Raw genomic sequence first — 20478 nt, forward strand, 5'->3', positions numbered from 1 at the left:
AATAATATATTTCCCTTTCCTAATCGATAAAACCCTCCTAAAGTAGGGTGGGTAGATAATAATTCATCTGTACTCTCAGATATGCGAAGGTAAAAGGAGGATCCTTTGGGGCAGAATTATGCGTTGGTCGTTGATGACCATCCATTGGTAGCAAGCGGCATCGCCAATTTTCTGATTTCACATTGCCAGTTTAAGCAGGCGTGCGTGGTGACGAATGAGGAAGATTGCTACCGTCAAATTAGGGATAATGGCGCACCGCGTTTGCTGGTAATCGATTTTTGGCTTTCGTCCGGAACGGCATTGAAATTACTCAAAGAAGTGAAACAACTTTACCCACAGGTACGGTTCCTGGTGGTCAGCGGAGATGACAATAATGACATCTGGCAGAAAGTTCACGCCGCCGGGGGACACGGTTTCGTATTGAAAAGCGAGCCACCTGAAATGTTCTCACGGGCCGTTTGTGCACTCCTTGATAATCTGACCTGGTTTCCTGAGAGAAACGAATTTTCCGCTGAGGCGAATAATGAGAAGTTAAGTAAATTTAACTTAACGCCGCGACAAATAGACGTGTTAAATATGATTATGCGCGGCCTGCCAAATAAACGAATCGCCGCGCAGCTTTCAATTTCTGAGCCTACGGTCAAAGAACACATCAGCAATATATTGAAAAAGATAGGCGTTAACAGTCGGGTCGAAGCCATCACGCTTCTGCATGGCAAACGGGAATCATCAGAATGAAGTTTTTCCAGAGCTTACAGAAAGATGGCATCTCTTCTCCCGCGCAGATCCGTTTGCTAAACAACACTTTTTTGCGGCTGGTGTTTAGCTTTAGCGCGGTACCATTTGTTGGTATTCCTTTCGCCATCTGGATTTATTTGTTGGGCGATAAACTTGGCCCAACCATTACCTGGATAATTATTTACCTGTTATGTGCCGTGGCAATTCGAATATTGCACCGACGCTACCAGCGCGAAGTGAAAGAGCATGATGAAGAGGACGTCCTGCGCCGCTGGCTTCCGCGCATAAATAAGATCGCTTTTATTCACGGGCTGGGAATTTCATCTCTCTATTTAATTACTCCGCAGACGCAGAACTTTGACTTCTTCCTGCTCCTTAATATCAGTATTGCCGCCATCGTCGCCGCCAATGCGACGCATCTGACGCCGGTCATCAGCACCTTTACGTGTTTTTTCTTCGCCTCCTGGGGAGTATTGAACATCGGCATCATCTGGCGGCTGGACGATCTGATATTCATTGTGCTGATGCTAAACCTGCTGTACGGCTTCGCCATTTACCGCCATGCGTTAACGTCGCACGCGTACTTTATTCAGCAAGCGCTGCTTGAGGAAAAAAGCTCACGCCTGGCTGAACAGTTTCGCCAGGCCAAAGAGGAAGCGGAGCAGGCGCTGCTGGATAAAAACCAGTTCCTGACAACGGCCAGCCACGACCTGCGTCAGCCGGTACACGCCATGGGCTTTCTGATTGAAGCGATTATCCACCGGAACCGGGACGACAGCCTGACGCCCCAGCTGCTTGACCTGCAGCAGAGCGTGCGCTCGGTGCATTTGATGTTCAATTCTCTGCTCGACCTCAGCAAGATTGAATCCGGGAAAGTGCTCACTGCCCCTACCAGAGTGGACATCGGCGCTCTGCTCGATTCGGTGATCACGCTGTTTCGCGAAGAGGCCAACAGCCGCGCACTCAGGCTGTCCACCCGTCGGCCCAAGCGCCGCATCCACGTGATGGGCGACCCGCTGCTGGTGCGACAATCGCTGATTAACCTGATCCAAAACGCCCTCCGCTACACGCAGCAGGGCGGCGTGCTGGTCGCCATCCGACCGCGCGGTGACGAGTGCCTGGTGGAGGTGTGGGACACGGGTGTCGGTATCGCCGATGACGAAAAAGGTAAAATATTCTCCCCTTACTACCGCCCCGAACTGGCCTGGAAGATCGATAGCGCCGGACACGGGCTGGGCCTGGCCGTAGTTGCCCGCTGTGCCAGGCTGATGAAGGTGAAGTACGGAATGCAATCCATTGAAGGTAAAGGCTCACGCTTCTGGATGCGCTTTACTCAATATGCTGGCGAAGAGATCGCGACGGACACCCCGCCCGCCGATACCAACACCTCTGCGCCGGTACGCTATGCGCCGCTTTGCGGTTCTTGCCTGGTCGTCGATGACGACCCGCTGGTGACGTCTGCCTGGGAGAGCCTGATGAGCGTTTGGGGGATCAACGTGCGCTGCGCGGCCTCCGCTGAAGAAGCGTTCGCCATCATCGACGACGGCTTCACGCCGTTCGCCGTGCTGTGCGACCAGCGCCTGCGATCCGGCGAAAGCGGCTTCGACATCCTGAAAGCGCTTTTTGAACGTCTGCCGGACATGAGCGGCGCTATGGTCAGCGGCGAATTTAATTCGCCGGTTCTGCTGGAGGCGGAGCAGGAAGGGTATCTGGTGCTGCGCAAGCCTCTGGAGCCGGCTAAACTGCATGCGCTGCTGACGCAGTGGTCGGGGTGTCGTGGATAGGGGAATAGATAACAGCAGCAGCGTTGCGCTTCACCGCCTGCTCCCGGTCGCCAGGCTGTAAGGCCAGATAGTTCGCGGTGTCCTGCACGTTTCTTGCACTGGGTAGATGTCAGTTTTCGAGCGTGTACTCTAAGATATCTTCAACTAGTTGATATATATAAATTTGACGAATATCGTCAGGTAGCGATTTATCCGTCAAATTAAGTTAAACTTCGTCACAGGTTTCAGTGGGTTATGGGACGGATAACAAAATGACCAGCGAAGAGGCACTTTTAAAATCAGGTTTTAGCAAACGAGATCTTCAAAAGCTAAAAAACAATATTGAAAATTACGGTGGTTCGTTTGATAGCGTAACTCATGATCTGGCCAATCGTTTTAAAGCAATGAAGTGGATAACTATTATTGCCTTCATCATATTGGCTTTAACTCTTGTACTTGCATCCAGGGATACAAGCCTGACGCTTGCGCTCACGTTATTGATTGTACTACCTTTCATCTGGTATATAACGCCAGCAAAACTTGGCTACAAATCCTGGCGTTATCGTAAAATGCTGACTAATTCTGGGACGGGTCGCTGACGGACAACAAATCAAAAATAATCTTAGCTTTCACGCCATAACTAGCTATTTTCATTGTAAGCTGCGGGCGGCTCAGTGTGCTTACCTTTCGGTAATAGTCAGCAGGCAGATAACGAAATAGTCGCCAGGTACCAGGTCGTCGTAACAAGCCAAAAATGGTGTACGCATTAGCGGCCAGTGAAATTGATTTATAGACACCTAACCCATTCTCACGACTAAAGCCCATAAACTCAGCTGTAGACATCGCGGCATTCGCGACCAGCCCTTCACTGGTAGTGTTGTGAGTTGCGTAGCGAGCCACTTCTTTACTGATGCTGTTTGCCCCGTCAGTAACCAGAATCGCACCAGCAAGAACCCCGAGAGGGGTCATAGTGCCAATGAGGGTAAATCCTGCGGCTATTTCAGCGCCGGCCAGGACAACACTAACAGCCGAGATCACATACCCAACAATTTTGTTATTCTCTCGGATGAACTCGACTTTAGCGTAAAGCTTCGCCGCCTTCGTTCGTAATAAACGAGCTTGTTCCAGGAGGTTACAGTTTTCTTCTCTCAGAATTTTAACGCATTCCATGCATTCTTCATCTGATTGAGCCCGACGTGCTAACGTAAACTGTTGTTCTATGAGGTCACGAATTTCCTGAACAAACTTCATTCGAGTCAGACTATCGCTGAGATGAAAAGCCGACAGAGTGTTGGCTGTATTTACCAGTTTCCTGGCTTCCATATTCACCATAGTTTCCGCCCAGGCTTTATTTCTTCCACCTGAGTGCATCATGTTAAGTAATGCTGCATCCATTGTAATTTCTCTCCATTGCTTTACCGGCCACTGCTTAGACTGATAAACGACCCCCTGACAGCCATGCGAGCCAATGCACTATATAGTAGCAATGTGGTTACGTGGTCTGAAGCAGAAGTCACTTCACGTATACGCGACGCCGCTTTGTCGGGCTTTGTGGGGTTGATATGTGCCTTACAATACTTGAACAGATCGGTGAAGGTCAGGTTTTTCTGTTTCTGTGTGGCGGTAAACACGCCAATTGCGTACCACCGGGAAGTGGGCCGGAGAAAAGATAAGGGCGGTAACTACTGTTCAACCAACAAGTTGCTGACTCAGAAAACAAAAACCCCCGCCGAAGCGAGGGTTCAAAATAAGTGGTGCCCGGACTCGGAATCGAACCAAGGACACGGGGATTTTCAATCCCTTTAAAAGGGGCCAAACGGCCCATCAGCACTGACAGTTTTTTACTAGTTTACCTTGAGAAAAATGTTTAAGTTTGGTTATACGTGACTTAAGTAATGCTTAAATACGGCGTTTCGAAGCTACCAGGATCCTACCATTATGAGCCTATCCTCATAGTAGAGAAATTATTTCCCGTTCTCACGATTCAATGACTAAAAATCAGACGGTGCAGGCTTTTAGAAACTGATATTATATCTTTCGGGTGAAGTATTAATCTCTGTTGAGATAGGCTCTAAACCTTAAAACAGCCTAGCAGCAAACGCCAAAACACCAATACTGACATTACCATTAACTGTCGCGATGGTTCTGAGTCGATCGTCTTTAAGTGTTTTACCATCAAATGTTGCGATGGTGCGGAGTCGATCGTCTTTCAAGGTTTTACCATCAAATGTTGCGATGGTCCTGAGTCGGTCGTCTTTCAAGGTTTTACCGTCAAAGGTAGCGATGGTACGGAGTCGATCGTCTTTTATAGTTACGCTCATAAGTATTCTCCTGTGATACATCCATTCAGCACTTTACCATCCAAAATCAAGCAGTGGTTTCTGTGAGTTCTGGACGCTAATTGTCTGAATGAGCGTTTAAAACTCATCCAGTTAGCATTAACATTAACCAACGCCTCATCGATCATAACAGGTCTGATGCAGGTTAAAGGATACAATCTTACCTATAAATTGCGGTAGCGCATTGTTCTTTTATCTGGCATCTAGAGGTGTCCTCCTACCCCTTTAAATTTTTCGATAAACGCCCCAATTTTCTGGAATACAGTCTGCTTTTTCGTTTTGTACTGAGGATTCAGCGGACTGAGCTTTGGTAGCGTCTCATTTAGCTCAGTGCCATTTTCGGTAGCATACTCCCGTTTGAGTGATGTGCGGATGTAACGCCTTGCAGCCTCTTCATTGAGGTTTTCTTCCTTAATCAACGCTTCCGCTTCACGCTGCTGTTCACGCTGAGCATAGGTGAAGAATGCATCAATGATACTGGCCTTGTCCGGCATGTCATCAAGGTTAGTTTGCTGAATAAAGTCAACAATCAGACCTTCTTTGGCACGGTTGCCCAGACTTGACCGGATTAAGCGTCTGACCTCTTCAGTCAGGGCTTCTTTACCTTTTTTCTGACGATTGTGGTCGAAAATCAGACCAAGGATGTAGTCCAGGTTAATCTCCTGCGACTTAAGCAGGTCAATTTCAAACACCACGTCATCCCAGTCTGTGGTTGATTTATCTCTGTCGTTTGCTGCTTTTTCGCGTCGCTGCCAGTCCCGGATATCATTGTAAGCTGAGCGATAGTCCTGAACTTTACGTTCGGCAGGGAGGCGAATGGTTTGTAATTCAGCAAATTTTTCATCATCCAAATAGTGCTCTGCTTTAAAGGTTTCTACCGCTTCCGGGTCACTAATATCAACCTTCTGCAGGGCTTTCAGCGTGGCAAATTCATCATAGTTTTGAAGGATGTTTTCTGCCCGCAGATATTCACCAAACAGTTTGACGAAGGCTTTTTTCTCTTTTTCACTATCGATACTGGCAGGGTCAGGGAAGCGCTGCTCCAGCTCCGAAACAACAGCCATAAAACCTCGTTTAGCCTGACCGGTTGCCGCATCGGTAAAGCCCTGCATGTACTCTTCGTAGCTTTTTTCCAGCACCACATTCTTGGTGTTTTTGTCGCCAAAAAGTGTGATGGCATCAATGGTCGGACGCTCCAGGTCCCTGAAGGTCACGATATTGCCGAAGGTTTTGGTTGCATCATAAATACGGTTGGTGCGTGAGAATGCCTGCATCAGACCGTGATAACGCAGGTTTTTGTCAACGAACAGAGTATTGAGCGTCGGAGCATCAAAGCCGGTTAAGAACATTCCCACCACGATGAGAAGGTCAATCTCCTGATTTTTCACTCGTAGAGCTAAATCGCGGTAGTAGTTCTGGAAACCGTTACTATCGGTGCTGAAATTGGTTTTAAAGTGGTTGTTATAGTCATCAATGGCTGAATCCAGGAATTCCTTCGCGCTGCTGTTCATTGCACTGGTATCAAAGCTTTCGTCAGTAATATCACCAATAGCGCTTTGCTCTTCGTTAGCTGCAAAGGAGAAGATGGTTGCCACCCGAAGACGTTTATTGCTGCCTGATTTTTTCGCTACCTCTTCCTGTAGCAATTTGAAGGTCGTGTAATAAGCTTTTGCCGCATCCACGCTGCTCACTGCTAACATGGCATTAAAGCCTTTTGCTCCCGGGAAGGTACGATGCGTTTTCTGACGGAAGTTATTGAGAATGTATTGCGTTATTTCCTGGATACGCAGGGGGTGCAAAAATGCCTGTTGGTTTTCAGCCGCGCTGAGTTTTTTCTCATCAGTTTCCGTTTCAAGAGACTTAAACTGTGGGCGGACATCGTTATAGTCCACCTTAAACTTCAGCACTTTTTCATCACGAATCGCATCAGTAATTACGTAAGAATGTAATTCACGTCCGAAGACGCTGGTTGTGGTTTCTGCTCCCAGCGCGTTTTCCGGGAAAATAGGCGTACCGGTAAAACCAAACTGATAAAAGCGTCTGAATTTCTTTTTGAGGTTTTTCTGGGCCTCACCAAACTGGCTGCGGTGACACTCATCAAAGATAAACACCACCTGCTGCTGATAGACGGGCAGGTCAGCTTCGGCTTTCATCAGGTTATTGAGTTTCTGAATGGTTGTGACGATAATTTTGTTATCGTCCTTATCCAGGTTTCTTCTGAGGCCTGCTGTATTATCCGAACCATTGACACTGTCCGGAGAGAAGCGCTGATACTCCTTCATGGTCTGGTAATCGAGGTCTTTCCTGTCGACCACGAAGAAGACTTTATCAATAAAGTCCAGCTCCGTAGCCAGACGTGCGGCCTTAAAGCTGGTCAGGGTTTTGCCTGACCCGGTGGTATGCCAGATAAACCCGCCGCTTTCGGGTTTTGACCAGTTCTTCGCTTTAAATGAGCTGTTAATTTTCCAGAGGATTCGCTCAGTGGCGGCAATCTGATAGGGGCGCATGACGAGCAGAGTCTGGCTGCTGTCAAACACGCTGTAATTAAACAGAACATTCAGCAGGGTATGCTTCTGGAAGAAAGTGGCGGTAAAGTCCTTCAGGTCCTTTATCAGGGTGTTATCCGATTTCGCCCAGTTCATGGTGAAATCAAAGCTGTTTTTATCCCGCTTAGTGGTACTGGCAAAGTACCGGGTATCGGTTCCGTTAGATATCACAAACAGTTGCAGGTATTTAAACAGGGAGTTGTCGCTGTTAAAGCTTTCCTTGCTGTAACGGTGTACCTGGTTAAAGGCTTCACGAATCGCCACGCCACGCTTTTTGAGTTCGATTTGCACCAGCGGCAGGCCGTTAACCAGAATGGTGACGTCATAACGGTTAGCGTGTGAGCCGGTCTGCTCAAACTGCTGAATGACCTGCACCTTATTGCGAAGCAGGTTCTTTTTATCTATCAGATAGATGTTTTCCAGACGACCGTCATCAAACGTGAAATCACAGATATAGTCGATATGGATTTTACGGGTTTTGTCCAGGCTGCTGTCACTGGGGCTGTCCAGATACTGCTCTGCGAAACGCCGCCATTCACTTTCGTTAAACACCACACCATTAAGACGCTGAAGCTGGTCCCGCACATTCGCCAGCATCGCTGTCGGTGACTTAACTGAGATAAATTCGTAACCCTGATTAAGAAGGTCCTGAATCAGCTCCCGCTCAAGGTCCAATTCGCTCTGGTAGCTGTCACCGGTATCCATAACTTTTGTGTATTTATCAAGGACGATAAAGTTATTGGATTCAGCAATGGTGTGTGTCTGTTGTGTCATGGTGCATCCTGTACGTTATCTGGCAAAGCCCGGAAGGGTATCAGAAGCATCTTCCGGCGTTCGTAAAGCCTGATACCAGGTGGGTGAAAACATACCCTACCGGTATCTATGGCCTGTCAATTGCTGGCAGCTTCCGATGTCGGGAAGCTGAACAGTAAATCGCGATAGTACTCGTACTGCTTCTGACGTAGCTCGATTTCACGAGGAAGCCCTTCGGTTATTGAACTGGTCAGTGTATCGAATTTATCGAGGATGGCGACGATACGAGCTTGCTCTTGTAAAGGGGGAACCAAAACAATAGGAGCATTTAATATGTTATATGAAACAAAAGGCTGTGATGCACTATTAGATTTTGACCCGAAATCTTGTAAAAGTAATAAATGGTAGGCGTATTTTTGAAGAACTTCCTTCGATTTGTGCCTACAAATAACTCCATTGTATGTAACAAAATGCTTACCCTGGCCCCAATTAACGATTCCTGCGTAAGCACCTATATGGCCAATAACAGGCGAGTCTTCGCTGTTATATTTGTCATGGGAGCCTACAATCCCGTTGCTACCATAAACAGGATATTGCCCTCCAGATTTAGGAATTGTATTGCCTGTTCCATACTGAAAATCATAAATATCACCTATACTCATTTCTCGAGTATCTTCCCTTTCCTCAAGATTCATTAACTGGTCGCGATAGTAGTTATACTGTTTTTTTCGCATGGTAAGCTCAGCTATAAGCTCAGCTGTAAGGCTGTTAAACTTATCCAGAATCCGGACGATTTCAGACTGGATGGCGAGAGACTTTTCCGGCTGGTCTGGGCAGGGTATTGGCACTTGAAATCCTTCCAGCATGGGTTTTCTAATCGAAATGGCTGTTGCTCCCACACTCTTCATCAAAATGTACTGCTTAAAGCTGGATAACATGAAGTGATATACGAACTTCGTAATCAAGGAGTTCGATTGAATACTAATCCTATACGCCCTCTGATGTAGAGCATACTTACCCTCAACATAGTGAAAGATGTCGCCAACTCCGCCCTCACCGGGAATCACTATGGCTACTTCATCAAATTCAAAAGTATCTGACTTTAATATGTTCTTTGAACGAACAAAGAATGGGTAGGTTCCATTATCACTTTCATCTTGGCGATTTGAACTGCCCGTACCAATATCTGCTATTGAACCTAGTGTAACCCACTCAACATCAACCCCATCCAGCAATTTGTTCAGAAAGTTCAACCCACTCATGATTGCGCCTCGTCACCTTCAATCTCTGCCACAATTGAGTCGATATCCTTACGTAACTGTTCGATTTTGGCGACGGTGATTTTCAGTTCAGTATTCAGTTCGGAGATATCAATTATTTCGCGAGTATTCAAGGCTTCGACGTAGCTACTGACTGACAGGTTATAGTTATTGGCAGCAACTGTTTCTTGAGGTACGGTTTTCGCTAAATGGTTAATGTCTGCTTTGCTGGCAAAGACCTGCATAACCTGTTCAATATGACCATCAGTCAGGATATTGTTATTGTTTTCTTTCTTAAACAACCCGCTGGCGTCAATAAACTGAACGCGGGTATCTGTTTTGTGCTTTGACAGCACCAGAATGTTAACGGCAATGGTGGTGCCAAAGAACAGGTTTGGAGCGAGTGAAATCACAGTTTCAACATAATTGTTGTCGACCAGGTACTGGCGGATTTTCTGCTCTGCACCGCCACGGTAGAAAATACCGGGGAAGCAAACTATTGCTGCACGCCCTTTAGCAGACAGGTAGTTCAGCGCATGTAGCACAAATGCAAAGTCAGCTTTTGATTTCGGGGCCAGTACGCCAGCAGGAGCAAAGCGCTCATCGTTAATCAGGGTCGGATCATCACTACCAATCCACTTAACCGAGTACGGCGGGTTAGAGACAATCGCATCGAACGGTTTTTCATCGCCAAAGTGAGGCTCTGTCAGGGTATTCCCCAGTCTGATATCAAATTTGTCGTAGTTGATGTTGTGCAGGAACATGTTCATACGCGCCAGGTTAAAGGTTGTATGATTTATCTCCTGACCATAAAAACCTTCTTCAATGATATGGTTATCAAAGTGCTTCTTCGCCTGAAGCAGCAGTGAGCCAGAGCCTGCTGCAGGGTCATAGATTTTGTTGACGTGAGTCTGACCGTGCATCGCAAGCTGAGCAATCAGCTTAGAGACGTGCTGAGGAGTGAAGAACTCCCCGCCAGATTTACCGGCATTCGCCGCATAATTAGAAATCAGGAACTCATAGGCATCACCAAACAGATCAATCTGGTGCTCGTTAAAATTCCCCAGCTTCAGCCCCTCAACGCCTTTAAGAACGGCGGAAAGACGGCTGTTTTTGTCTTTAACTGTGTTACCCAGTCGATTGCTGGTCGTATCGAAATCGGCAAAGAGGCCTTTGATGTCGGCCTCAGACGGATAGCCGTAGGCAGAGCTTTCTATAGCGACGAAGATACTGTTTAAATCAGCATTTAGCCTGTCGTTGGTGTTCGCTTTAGCGGCAACGTTGCAGAACAGCTGGCTCGGGTAGATGAAATAGCCTTTAGTCCTGATGGCATCGTCTTTGATGTCATCGGTAATGATGCTGTCATCAAGTGCTGCATAATGTATGCTCTCATCCCCTGCTTCCATGTAGCTGGAAAAATTCTCACTGATGAAGCGGTAGAAAAGGGCACCGAGTACATACTGTTTAAAATCCCATCCATCTACTGAGCCCCTGACATCATTGGCAATGGCCCAGATTTGACGGTGTAGCTCTGCACGCTGCTGAAGGCTTGTCATCTTGTATCCTGTTGTATGATTCTTAAGTACTGTTATTGGCCCGATTTTATCGCAATTTCATATGGATGACAGGCTTTGTATGTCATGCGTTGCACTGAGAGTTCGTTTGCCCGGTTGTGTAGCCAACACTCTTTCAGTCAGGCCAGTAGAAACGTTGTGCTGACGATAAATACTGAAGCCCCAATACTATCGGGGCTGAACGTTCAGTCGGTGAGAATTTCTTCATCCGTATCCATTGTGGATGGTGATGAATCTATTTTTGATGTAAGAAATACCCGATTCAGCAGTCTTTGCTTCAGGGCGTTTCTTCGCTCATTGTAGAATTCCGGGAAGCGACTGAACTCAATATTGTCATCTGAAACTAACAACATTGATGGCGTATAGTTGTTTGATGAATGAGATAGCCATTGTTTCAGGGATGTATCCTGTTTACTTATATTCTGAGAGTGATTCAGTAAATGAAGATTCGGTATGGTGTCCCAGTGTTCCGGGTTTTCATAAAAGCCTGGATTCTTTGGTGAATTCGCAACATAATCTAATTTTTCAAGATATTTATTTGAAAAATGATTTCTTGGGTGAAGGTGATCAATATGAAACACCTCGGTCGGATTCATTTCAGGGAACAGAAGATGCAATAGTGCACGGCAACGACCTTCGCCATATCTGATATTCAGAAGGCTTTCGATGTATTCGTCGTCAAATCTGAGGTCCTTATTCGAGCCTTTATATCTGGCAATAATCTTCTCAAGAGGAAAATGAATATCTGAAAGACTATTTTTCATTACATCTCTGATGCTCGTGAGTAGCGCATCGGCCTGGCTTCCAAAGATCCCTTTCAGAAGTACCATGTAAAACCACTGGCTAATTACTGAGCGTTCATTGTGGTTCTTATTCAGGAGATTAATCGTTGTATATAATGGATGTCCACTGGTTTGCTTTTTGTAAAGCCAGTAGGCCACAGGAATGACTGCATTTTTAGATATCAAAGACTGTGGATTGATGCCGAATCGCCTGATAAGAATAAAAGTCTCCTTGATACAGGATTTTATTTCAGACCATTGTTGTTGTATCTTACCGACCTCCTCTGAAGTGAAGTTTTTTACTTTGAACCGGACGTCAGAGTCAATAAGCATCAGGCTGGTTTTTAAGAACCAGTCTCTTTCAATATAAAAACCCATTTCATTATTCTGATAAATATTTTTTGTCAGTTCATCCAGTTCTCTTCTGAAATCCCCCTGCCAGTGCGCTACCGCTATTGACATCAGTAAGTCGGAGAACTCAAGTTTTGTCCCCCCGCTGTTCGTGCGGATGAAAACATCCAGCACATGATCAATATCCTGACTGCTCTCATTGAAGTAGTGAATGATGTTCTCAGTTCTTATCTTTGTATAAAGTCTCAGTAATGTTTTTCTGGAAAATTCACTGGAAATGAGTCCTCTTTTTTCGAGTTCTGGTACGACAACGTTAAATAAAATATCATCAGGAGAATCATGTTGTTCGTATTTGAATATTTCGTGCAGGCAGAACCAGTGATGTTTGTTATCGGTAAGTGAATCAGTATATTGCTTCTCGGTCAGGAACCTGAAGTTGTACTTCATCATGAGTTCGTCGTCTGACTTAAGTGGCGCTGTTAAATCGACGTAAAGCTTTCTGGGCGGCAGGATGCGATCATCCTGTGCCGAAGGCCACCACACCCGGGGCCGTTTATACGCATACGTTCCACACAATCCAATATATAATGATGTGAGACGCTGCTGACCATCAATCACCGCCTTGAAATCATGAAATCCAGCATTTGTTGCTACGCAGGGGTTTTCTTCATTAAATCGCTGACAGTATTCTTTCAGGAATTCATAGAATTTGTAATCATTTTTAATACTGGCACTACGGATATCCCACATCATGAAAGAGTTTATCGGGTAGTCTCGCATGATGGAATCAAACAGCAGGCATATCTGCCTGCTGCTCCAGACGAACTTCCTCTGAATTGCAGGCAGAAGATAGTGGCGTAAATTAATCGAATCTATCGCTTGTTTTATCGTTATTGCTTTTTCATACTGGCCAGCCATCATAAACCTCATATGTTATATTAGCTGGCCTATTTTAATTTATTGCGTGTCGGTAGTACAGTCTTTGCACAAACTAATTTATGCAATTGAAAAGCTGACGGCTCGGTTTGTGTTTTTCATTCGGGTAGACTCGCATTGCGGATGCACAAAGAGATGAAACCTGTCTTGCTATGTTTTCCCGAAGTTAACAAGAAGACCGTGCTTTATCTTCTCACCATCTGTTTTGACACTGATGATAAAACTGAACTGATATACGATTACATCAATGAGGTCATTGCCAAATGTTATAATGGCGGCGTTGTTTATTTCATGTTCATAATCCCTCAGGTCAGTGTTAAGTCTTGCTGTTGCATCTACAAGTGCATATTCTTTATCGATAATCATAACTTTCTCACTTATCATGTTAATGTGATTTAATCATCACTAATAATATGTTGTGATTTTAATTGCGATTATTCGGTTGTTTTGCCCCGTAATCCATTATCTGATGAATAATGTTCATGTGGGGTAACGCTTCCATAAAGTCAGACTGTTCAATCAGCGAAATGAGTGTGTTATCGATCTCAAAAGTTGTATCTGGTATAACCTCTACTAGCCTGATTCGGGACAGGGAAATAACGAACACGCCCGATAAAGCACATCCGGCAAGAAACCACTCTGCATGGCTGCAAAGCAGACGATAGGGATGAACGGTATGGCTGACGTTTTCGTCGGTTCTGATACGTACCTTGGTCTGGTTAAGTATGGCGAGGGTTAGTCTGCTGAAATCACCGAACAGCGTTGGTTTCTGGCGCGGCTCCGGAAGCATAATTCTGTAGGGCGAGGGGCGTTCCCCGTCAAGCATCAGGCTCAGCAGTTTGGCGTCCATCGCGGGTAACAGACGGTCAAGATGTAGCAACCTCGCCAGTATCTTCATATCCCGTTCCGTGCGGCGGCGAAAGTAATGCGAAGCAAGCTGATACACGCCGTTGCTCTGTTCAATATCAAGGTACGTCAGACGGACATTGAAATCCCGCCGCAGCGTTCGCGTTGTCACCCCGAATTCTTCTGCCAGCGTCCCGATATGCAGCTTTTCACCCTGAAACAAACGGCTCAGGATGATGGAAAGGCGGGTGGCCAGTCTGTCATGTTCGTTTTCTTGTGTTATCAGTGTCATACATCGTTCCCGAATTTTGCCGGGAAATGATGCCAGCAGTAGCGGACAGGATTTGTCCGCCCTCTGAAGTTTTTTAAAGCCTGAAAATCTTAAATGTAAGTGCTAAACGTCAGTATTCTCAGGTGAATAAAGATGCTTCTGGCGCATGTAGGCAATAAAAATGCAGGATGGTAGCGTCACCCGGTATGCGGGACCGGCTAAATCAATCAGCAGCCAGAGAGAACTGAGCACCCAGCCCACGGGACCGGCAAAAGCGCCCATGGTGCGTGTTAGCATGGCATTTCCTGCAACGGTCAGCCCTCTGCCTAACAAGGCTTTCGCCACGCCATTCGTTACAACAAGTGCCATCTGATAGGCCGCAAACCCGGATGTTTTTATCCCCGCCTGTATTGCCATGGTCAGCAGCTCCGGTGTGGGATTGCTGTAGCCTGTCTGCAATTCTTCCGCCACAGTCTTTAGCTGGTCGGGCGTCATCTTCTTAAGGCTTTTCTCCAGAATCTTCATCAGCAGATTCATTTCAATCGTCTCGACGCTGGATTTGCTGTTGTATGTAGTGGTCAACAAAAACTGGCCACAGCGTTAGAGTTTTTCCAGAACAATCGTTCTGATTCATTCGGCGTCAAACCACCATTATATTGATGGGGTCTGAGCTGGCTGTAATATTCCGTGATGTAGTTCGTTATCGCTGCGCTGGCTTCACTAAAGTTGGCGTATCCATTATTCGGCACCCACTCTGTTTTCAGGCTTCTAAAAAAACGTTCCATCGGGCTGTTATCCCAGTAATTCCCCCGGCGACTCAGGCTTTGCTTTATCTGATATCTCCACAGTAACTGTCTGAAATTTCTGCTGGTATAGTGGCTACCTTGATCCGAGTGATACAGCAAATTAGAGGGGTTTCCTCGCGCTTCCCAGGCCATGGACAGCGCTTTCGTTGTCAGTGCAGAGTCCGGGAAAAATGACATCGCCCAGCCAACTGGTTTACGAGAAAACAGATCAAGCACAACGGCTAAATAAGCCCAACGTTTACCTGTCCAGATATACGTCACATCACCACACCAGACCTGATTAGGTTCTGTTACTGCGAACTGGCGCTCAAGATAATTGGGGATCTCTACGTGTTCCTTAGACGCCTTCTTATATCGATGGCCGGGCTGCTGACAGCTGATGAGATTAAGTTCTTTCATCAGCTTTGTTGCCCGCCAGCGACTCAGTTTTACGCCTTTGGTTGTGACCATCGCGGCAATATTACGTGCACCTGCAGAACCATTACTTTCGCGATAGCTTTCACGAACAAGACTGAGTAATACCACATGTGTGGCATCAGGTTTCTTTGGTTGCCGCCAGTATTTATAGCTGCTGCGATGAACCCCAAACACATTGCACATAACGGCAACGGGAAACCGCGCCCTGAGTTTCTCAACTAATGAGAATTGTTCAGGGAGTTTGACATCAAGAGCGCGGTAGCCTTTTTTAATATATCCCTTTCCATTTCAACACGTTGAAGTCTTTTCTTCAGCTCGCGTGTTTCAATCTGCTCAGGTGTCATGGGTGAAGCTATGGGTGATTTTCCCGCTCGTTCTTCTTTCAACTGGCGGACCCACTTATCCATCGTGGATTTGCCGACATTCATTGCCGTGGCAGCGGCGGCAACAGTGTAGTGCTGATCGAGTACAAGCTGGGCAGCTTCAAGGCGAAACTCAGGGCTAAAATTGCGTCTGTTACGTCCGGTCATAATGTCACCTGTTTTTGACTATGAGGCGATGATATCACCTCTATTCAGGTGGCCAAATTTAGTGTGCCACTACACGAGGCCATTAACAAGGCGATGGATACGTTCCAGGTATAAGCATAACTATCCATAGGCAGGTTAGTTCCTTTTTTCCCTGCACGCGATTTATCTGTTTTTAATTGAGGATTAGATAATGAATAACATAGTGACACCCTCCCCCTTAACGACAATGCCGCGTTTTGCCTGTTCAAAACTGAATGGATTTCTGGCTCGTCGGGCATTGCATCAGGCAAATGCGAAGAAAATCCTTAAAAAGGCAATTGCAATCAGCATTGCGGTCGATGAGATTTCGGCAAAAGGGGGTCGTGATGGTCTGCCTGATGGGTTTGTTAACTCACCGCATGGGCTTTTTTATGATGATGGCAAAAAAGTGTTTCAGCTCAGTTCTACTGCTATTGTTCCCGTCAGCAGGCATTATTCAGCGTGTAAGAAGCGCAATATGGGTGTCGAACTCATGACCATTAATCATGCGGGTCAGTATGTCTGCGCTGAAATTTCACTGAGCAACGTTACGCTAAACCCCGATAGTGTGATTGGCTCCCTGACAGCGCAAGGTTTCGGTATCACTATGACGGTAAAGACGAAAGAGCTGTTGGCGCAGTTCTTACAGGCATGTATGAAGCAAGCGCTGGCTCTCCCTACCTACCTTGTCGCTGATTCAATGGGATTTGTACCCGGCAAGAAAGCGTTCTTACATGGCAATATGCCTTTAGCACAGAACATCCCTGGGTTTGATTACCTTATTTCCGTTCAGCGTACACCCGCAGGGATCGTTGAGTCCGGCACGCTGGATGCGTGGAAGGCTCTGGTGAAAAAGAATGTCCATGGATGGCCACAGATTTTTGCATTGTGTTCTGCCTTTGCGTCCATGCTGGTTGCATTGTGCAAAATGGATGTGGCGATGTTTCACTTCTATGGTGGGTCAACGACTGGAAAAACGATCCTTCTCCAGCTTGCAATGTCAGTTCATGGTCATGGCGGGGAGCCGGGAGGTGGAAAGCTTGTCAATGTTCTTTGCTGGAATACCACGGTGAATGCGCTAGAGAAGCGACTGAGTCAGTTCTCAGGCCTACTGGCATGTGTGGATGAGTTGGGGGCTTATAAACAAAAGGACTTCGCTTCGCTCCTGTACAACATTACCGCCGGTCAGGGTAAAAGCAGAATGGACAAGAATCTGGATATACGTGAGCTTTATACATGGGAAATGTTAATTCTCTCCGCAGGTGAAATGTCCATTCCTGAGAAGCTAGCGACGGAAAAAGAACATCTTCAGGGTGGACAGGAACATCGCGCCATTAGCCTCAATGTTTTGCCTGAAGATGCCCGTAAAGAGGGCGAATCATCAGAAAGGGTACGCTGCCGTGCTGATAGTCTGAAAAATGGCCTGAGTGAAGTTTATGGTACGGCGGGTAAGGAATTTATTGCTAATTTGCTGGCACTGGATAATGACGATGATGAACCGCAGTCCTGGGATGAAATGTGCCTGTCTATTCAGGGGGCAGTAGAAGAACAGCGTGACAGTCTTGTCGGTGAGTTGCAGGAAGAAGGTTATGCACTTAGTGACATTCAGCTGCGCGCATTAAAACGATTTTCCCTATGTTCGTGTGCCGGTATCCTGGCAGCATCATGGAATATCCTTCCGTTCAGTGAAGATGTTATTGAGGATGCGGTAATGAGCGCGGCTCGTCGCTGGCTGGATGATAAACCAAACCAGTATAGCCCACTAAAGCAGGTGCTTACGGCTATCCAGCACGATCCTCTCACAACCAGAGCGTCCCATTTAATGCCGTTGCTTGATGAGGATGCGCATACCCCATACAACCACTGGGGGTACACGGATAAGAACGATAACATGATGATTTTCGCTCCTGTTTTTGAAGGCTGGTGTGCCAAAAAAGGCATTAAACCTGCTGATGTGGCAAAAGCATTGGCAAAAAAAAATCACCTCAAACCAGAAAGTCAGGGCCACTACAAAAAACGTCCTCAGAAGGGAGTTCAGCAACCTTTTTATCTGGTTATGAATACATTTCTTGGCTGTAACATTGGCGCTGACTTTTAAGAGGGAGCAGGAATAGAGATTAAATAATATAAGGTTAATTAAGATTTTTCGTGCCGTAATTTAAATTGTAGGATCCGGAAATATAATCTGAATGCTCAGAGGGCAGGTTGTGCACAAAATGGGCATTTAATTTTTTAATTATTCAATGTATATATCAACTAAAGGTAATTTTAAAATGTATCATACAACTCCTGATGAATGTCCTGAGTTTCCACAGGCGATTAGTTCCGAAAATGTGGGGAAAGTAAAATTTACACGTTACAGGCTCTTAATGACACAGGCTCAATGCAATTTTTATGGTATTCAACGAGAGATTTTTGATGGCGAATTTCCTGCTCTTAGAGCAATTGTTAAAGGTGATTTTCAAATCGAATTTTTGTGAAATATAAGTGTAGAGGGCTGGATTACTATGGTTCTCTTGGTGATTGGCCTCATATGACAATTAGTGATGCAAAAGAAATCGCAGTGGGAGTTTTCAATAACTGCGATGACTCCCGCCGTAATAACTGGGAGGGTGAAAATGATAGCGATAGTATCGAAGAAGACATGATGAGCTATTTTGAAAATGGTATTCCATTCGGCAATAATTCATAGGTTTATACTGGATTTTCACGTCAGTAACGAAATCGAAATTCGCACATGAAAACATCTATATCTATGAGGTAGTTACTTATCGATAAACGGCTGTGAATGCAGAGGGGCGGCCCCTCTGCATTTTTTGCTACAACGTATCGGGTAACTGAGCGCAGATACGTTCCGCCAGTAACTGACTGGTGTTCTGTAAGCGCTGAGGATGAAGATGTGCATAACGCTGTGAAGACTGACTGCTACGGTGCCCCAGTTGAGCCTGAACGTCATACAGCGTACCGCCGTAGGACACGATGAGGGCGGCAACCGAATGGCGGCAGGTATGGATACACACTTCCTGGTCGAAAATTCCCGCCCGACGCACGATACGCTGAAAGGCTTTAACCGGGTTACTCAGCGGCATGCCCTGTTTTTTACCGATAAACAACCACGTATTTCCGCGCTGCGTTGGCAGCGTTCTGATTACGCCCATCGCCAGTGAGTTAAGGTGCACAATCCGTCCATAGCCATTCTTGGTTTCAGGGAGCCACAGGGTGCGTTTAACCGGGTCAACATGCTCCCACCTTGCAAGACGCAGCTCATCACGACGAAGGCCGGTCAGTAACAGCAGTTTGACATAGCGGGCAGCTACGGGGCTGGTATCGTTATCGGCGGAGAGAAAAATACGACGAATTTCGTCCTCGGTGAAATAACGCTGTCGGGCGTTGTTCTCCCTGAGAAGCTGTACCACCCTTGCCGGATGAACAGAGGTCATGCTTTGCCTTCCGGCCCATGTAAAGACGGCTTTAATGAGTACGATGACACGGTTACAGGTCGCCGCTGACAGGGAAGTACTTAACGTCTGCTGAAGGCGCAGAATGCTGGCTGGTGTGATATCGCTCAGCAGCCTCTGACCAATGGCGGGGCGGATATGATCGCGGTAGCGCTGAACATCCTTTCCCCAACTGCGTTTAGCGGATTTTGCCCATGGCAGATAATGCTGATTAAAGAGTTCATCGAACGTCAGCTCCCTTCTCTTGTTTTCACGTTCCTGCTTAGGGTCAGTGCCGGTGGCAAGGGAGCGTTTATGTTCTATGGCAATCAGACGAGCAAGATTGACGTCCACTTCAGGCCAGTGACCAATGGCGATGGCGCGTTTTCGTCCATGATAGAGGTAGCGTAGCAAAAACTTTTTACGACCTTCTCTTCTGCTGACCAGACACTTGAGGCCGGAAATCTCGGTATCGCTGTATTCGGCATCGGTGCTGCGTGCATCTGATGTGTTAGGGGGCAGTGATTTAATGAGCTGATTAGTAAAACGGAAGCGTTTGGGAGTGGACATATAACCTCTTGTGACTGGTGTAAAGAACGTCAGGGTTGACCCATCCCCGGCACGGCGTTGTTAATGGCTACATTGATTTTCTGGCGTGGAGAAGGGAATGTAAGTACCACATGAGCTGAATGAAGAAGAGAAATGCAGAAGGACAGACTTTACGGTCAAACTCTGGTCTCAAGGGTAAAGGTGCCGTGCGAGATGGGGTCGCAAATATAATATGTGTTTGAGTTTGATATGACTACATGACATGGGATATTATATGCAGGCATACAAAAATTGCCATTTATACACTAAACCGGAATTTGGCTTTTTAATATGTTGTAGAAAGAAGATTCGACCTTGTTCTTTAGTTAAGGTTTATTTTGATATTTATCAACTATTTTAGCGTATAAGTCACATAGAAGATTGATAAAACTGGAGAGTTAAGCATGAATAATGTTGTTAAACCACCGGTGGAAAATATATTTGACGTTATTCAAGGGGAGTCATACACTGAAACGCTGTATAATATCCAATAGATATCTAAATGTAATGATTCTCTAAGAGAT

Annotated in this window: 17 protein-coding genes; 6 read left to right on the plus strand and 11 right to left on the minus strand. The window is 46.2% G+C overall.

What is annotated here, in order from left to right; all coding sequences use genetic code 11:
- Positions 1 to 105: 105 nt before the first annotated feature.
- The 3 genes from USG84_RS17400 to USG84_RS17410 all read left to right on the plus strand — a co-directional run bounded on the left by USG84_RS17400 (position 106) and on the right by USG84_RS17410 (position 3100).
- On the plus strand, positions 106 to 738 hold the full coding sequence (locus USG84_RS17400) for a LuxR C-terminal-related transcriptional regulator (protein ID WP_151414072.1): 633 nt from the start codon (positions 106 to 108) through the stop codon (positions 736 to 738).
- Positions 735 to 2522: a hybrid sensor histidine kinase/response regulator gene (locus USG84_RS17405; RefSeq protein WP_061097084.1), complete on the plus strand. Its 1788-nt coding sequence runs from the start codon at positions 735 to 737 to the stop codon at positions 2520 to 2522. Before USG84_RS17400 ends, USG84_RS17405 begins: the two co-directional genes overlap by 4 nt.
- 251 nt (positions 2523 to 2773) lie before the next feature.
- Positions 2774 to 3100, plus strand: a complete 327-nt coding sequence (locus USG84_RS17410) for a hypothetical protein (protein ID WP_151414073.1) — start codon at positions 2774 to 2776, stop codon at positions 3098 to 3100.
- Here USG84_RS17410 and USG84_RS17415 read toward each other — a convergent pair.
- The 10 genes from USG84_RS17415 to USG84_RS17460 form a co-directional block, all read right to left on the minus strand.
- On the minus strand, positions 3078 to 3896 hold the full coding sequence (locus USG84_RS17415) for a DUF4225 domain-containing protein (RefSeq protein WP_151414074.1): 819 nt from the start codon (positions 3894 to 3896) through the stop codon (positions 3078 to 3080). The genes USG84_RS17410 and USG84_RS17415 overlap by 23 nt on opposite strands.
- Before the next feature lie 683 nt (positions 3897 to 4579).
- Positions 4580 to 4822, minus strand: a complete 243-nt coding sequence (locus USG84_RS17420) for a hypothetical protein (RefSeq protein ID WP_320738391.1) — start codon at positions 4820 to 4822, stop codon at positions 4580 to 4582.
- A 221-nt stretch (positions 4823 to 5043) separates the two neighbouring features.
- A complete protein-coding gene (locus USG84_RS17425) occupies positions 5044 to 8160 on the minus strand; it encodes an HsdR family type I site-specific deoxyribonuclease (RefSeq protein WP_253543291.1) in 3117 nt (1038 codons plus the stop codon).
- Between the two features lie 116 nt (positions 8161 to 8276).
- Complete coding sequence (locus USG84_RS17430; RefSeq protein ID WP_253543290.1) at positions 8277 to 9401, minus strand: restriction endonuclease subunit S; 1125 nt, start codon at positions 9399 to 9401, stop codon at positions 8277 to 8279.
- On the minus strand, positions 9398 to 10954 hold the full coding sequence (locus USG84_RS17435; RefSeq protein ID WP_253543289.1) for a type I restriction-modification system subunit M: 1557 nt from the start codon (positions 10952 to 10954) through the stop codon (positions 9398 to 9400). The genes USG84_RS17430 and USG84_RS17435 overlap by 4 nt, the downstream gene beginning before the upstream one ends.
- 203 nt (positions 10955 to 11157) lie before the next feature.
- Positions 11158 to 13026, minus strand: a complete 1869-nt coding sequence (locus USG84_RS17440) for a DUF262 domain-containing protein (protein ID WP_253543288.1) — start codon at positions 13024 to 13026, stop codon at positions 11158 to 11160.
- Positions 13027 to 13191: 165 nt separating this feature from the next.
- Positions 13192 to 13407: a hypothetical protein gene (locus USG84_RS17445; RefSeq protein ID WP_253543287.1), complete on the minus strand. Its 216-nt coding sequence runs from the start codon at positions 13405 to 13407 to the stop codon at positions 13192 to 13194.
- A 58-nt stretch (positions 13408 to 13465) separates the two neighbouring features.
- Entirely contained in the window at positions 13466 to 14179 is a 714-nt protein-coding gene (locus tag USG84_RS17450) for a helix-turn-helix transcriptional regulator (RefSeq protein ID WP_151412655.1), read from the minus strand.
- Positions 14180 to 14281: 102 nt separating this feature from the next.
- On the minus strand, positions 14282 to 14695 hold the full coding sequence (locus tag USG84_RS17455; protein WP_253543286.1) for a ubiquinol-cytochrome C chaperone family protein: 414 nt from the start codon (positions 14693 to 14695) through the stop codon (positions 14282 to 14284).
- A 41-nt stretch (positions 14696 to 14736) separates the two neighbouring features.
- Positions 14737 to 15911 (minus strand): IS3 family transposase gene (locus USG84_RS17460; RefSeq protein WP_151412654.1). Its coding sequence is split into 2 segments (ribosomal slippage): positions 14737 to 15653 and positions 15653 to 15911, totalling 1176 coding nucleotides; the frame shifts between segments, so codons are not numbered across the junction.
- A 190-nt stretch (positions 15912 to 16101) separates the two neighbouring features.
- Here USG84_RS17460 and USG84_RS17465 point away from each other — a divergent pair.
- From USG84_RS17465 to USG84_RS17475, 3 genes are all read left to right on the plus strand, one after another.
- On the plus strand, positions 16102 to 18027 hold the full coding sequence (locus tag USG84_RS17465) for a DUF927 domain-containing protein (RefSeq protein ID WP_253543284.1): 1926 nt from the start codon (positions 16102 to 16104) through the stop codon (positions 18025 to 18027).
- A 175-nt stretch (positions 18028 to 18202) separates the two neighbouring features.
- On the plus strand, positions 18203 to 18409 hold the full coding sequence (locus USG84_RS17470) for a hypothetical protein (protein ID WP_253543283.1): 207 nt from the start codon (positions 18203 to 18205) through the stop codon (positions 18407 to 18409).
- The gene (locus tag USG84_RS17475; protein WP_253543282.1) at positions 18406 to 18621 is read left to right on the plus strand and encodes a hypothetical protein; all 216 of its coding nucleotides are present in this window, start codon (positions 18406 to 18408) and stop codon (positions 18619 to 18621) included. The genes USG84_RS17470 and USG84_RS17475 overlap by 4 nt, the downstream gene beginning before the upstream one ends.
- 127 nt (positions 18622 to 18748) lie before the next feature.
- Here USG84_RS17475 and USG84_RS17480 read toward each other — a convergent pair whose 3' ends face one another.
- Positions 18749 to 19936 (minus strand): tyrosine-type recombinase/integrase, encoded by a 1188-nt coding sequence (locus USG84_RS17480; RefSeq protein WP_151412651.1) that lies wholly within the window; start codon positions 19934 to 19936, stop codon positions 18749 to 18751.
- Positions 19937 to 20478: the final 542 nt, after the last annotated feature.

Origin of the sequence: Enterobacter sp. 168J2, assembly GCF_034107265.1 — a bacterium.
GTDB classification, from domain to species: domain Bacteria; phylum Pseudomonadota; class Gammaproteobacteria; order Enterobacterales; family Enterobacteriaceae; genus Enterobacter; species Enterobacter nematophilus.

What these genes read in the sequence shown, in the direction of transcription:
- USG84_RS17405 (WP_061097084.1), top strand. Translation starts at nt 735, where the DNA reads ATGAAGTTTTTCCAGAGCTTACAGAAAGATGGCATCTCTTCTCCCGCG.
- USG84_RS17410 (WP_151414073.1), top strand. Translation starts at nt 2,774, where the DNA reads ATGACCAGCGAAGAGGCACTTTTAAAATCAGGTTTTAGCAAACGAGAT.
- USG84_RS17415 (WP_151414074.1), bottom strand. Translation starts at nt 3,896, where the DNA reads ATGGATGCAGCATTACTTAACATGATGCACTCAGGTGGAAGAAATAAA.
- USG84_RS17420 (WP_320738391.1), bottom strand. Translation starts at nt 4,822, where the DNA reads ATGAGCGTAACTATAAAAGACGATCGACTCCGTACCATCGCTACCTTT.
- USG84_RS17425 (WP_253543291.1), bottom strand. Translation starts at nt 8,160, where the DNA reads ATGACACAACAGACACACACCATTGCTGAATCCAATAACTTTATCGTC.
- USG84_RS17430 (WP_253543290.1), bottom strand. Translation starts at nt 9,401, where the DNA reads ATGAGTGGGTTGAACTTTCTGAACAAATTGCTGGATGGGGTTGATGTT.
- USG84_RS17435 (WP_253543289.1), bottom strand. Translation starts at nt 10,954, where the DNA reads ATGACAAGCCTTCAGCAGCGTGCAGAGCTACACCGTCAAATCTGGGCC.
- USG84_RS17440 (WP_253543288.1), bottom strand. Translation starts at nt 13,026, where the DNA reads ATGATGGCTGGCCAGTATGAAAAAGCAATAACGATAAAACAAGCGATA.
- USG84_RS17445 (WP_253543287.1), bottom strand. Translation starts at nt 13,407, where the DNA reads ATGATTATCGATAAAGAATATGCACTTGTAGATGCAACAGCAAGACTT.
- USG84_RS17450 (WP_151412655.1), bottom strand. Translation starts at nt 14,179, where the DNA reads ATGACACTGATAACACAAGAAAACGAACATGACAGACTGGCCACCCGC.
- USG84_RS17455 (WP_253543286.1), bottom strand. Translation starts at nt 14,695, where the DNA reads ATGAATCTGCTGATGAAGATTCTGGAGAAAAGCCTTAAGAAGATGACG.
- USG84_RS17465 (WP_253543284.1), top strand. Translation starts at nt 16,102, where the DNA reads ATGAATAACATAGTGACACCCTCCCCCTTAACGACAATGCCGCGTTTT.
- USG84_RS17470 (WP_253543283.1), top strand. Translation starts at nt 18,203, where the DNA reads ATGTATCATACAACTCCTGATGAATGTCCTGAGTTTCCACAGGCGATT.
- USG84_RS17480 (WP_151412651.1), bottom strand. Translation starts at nt 19,936, where the DNA reads ATGTCCACTCCCAAACGCTTCCGTTTTACTAATCAGCTCATTAAATCA.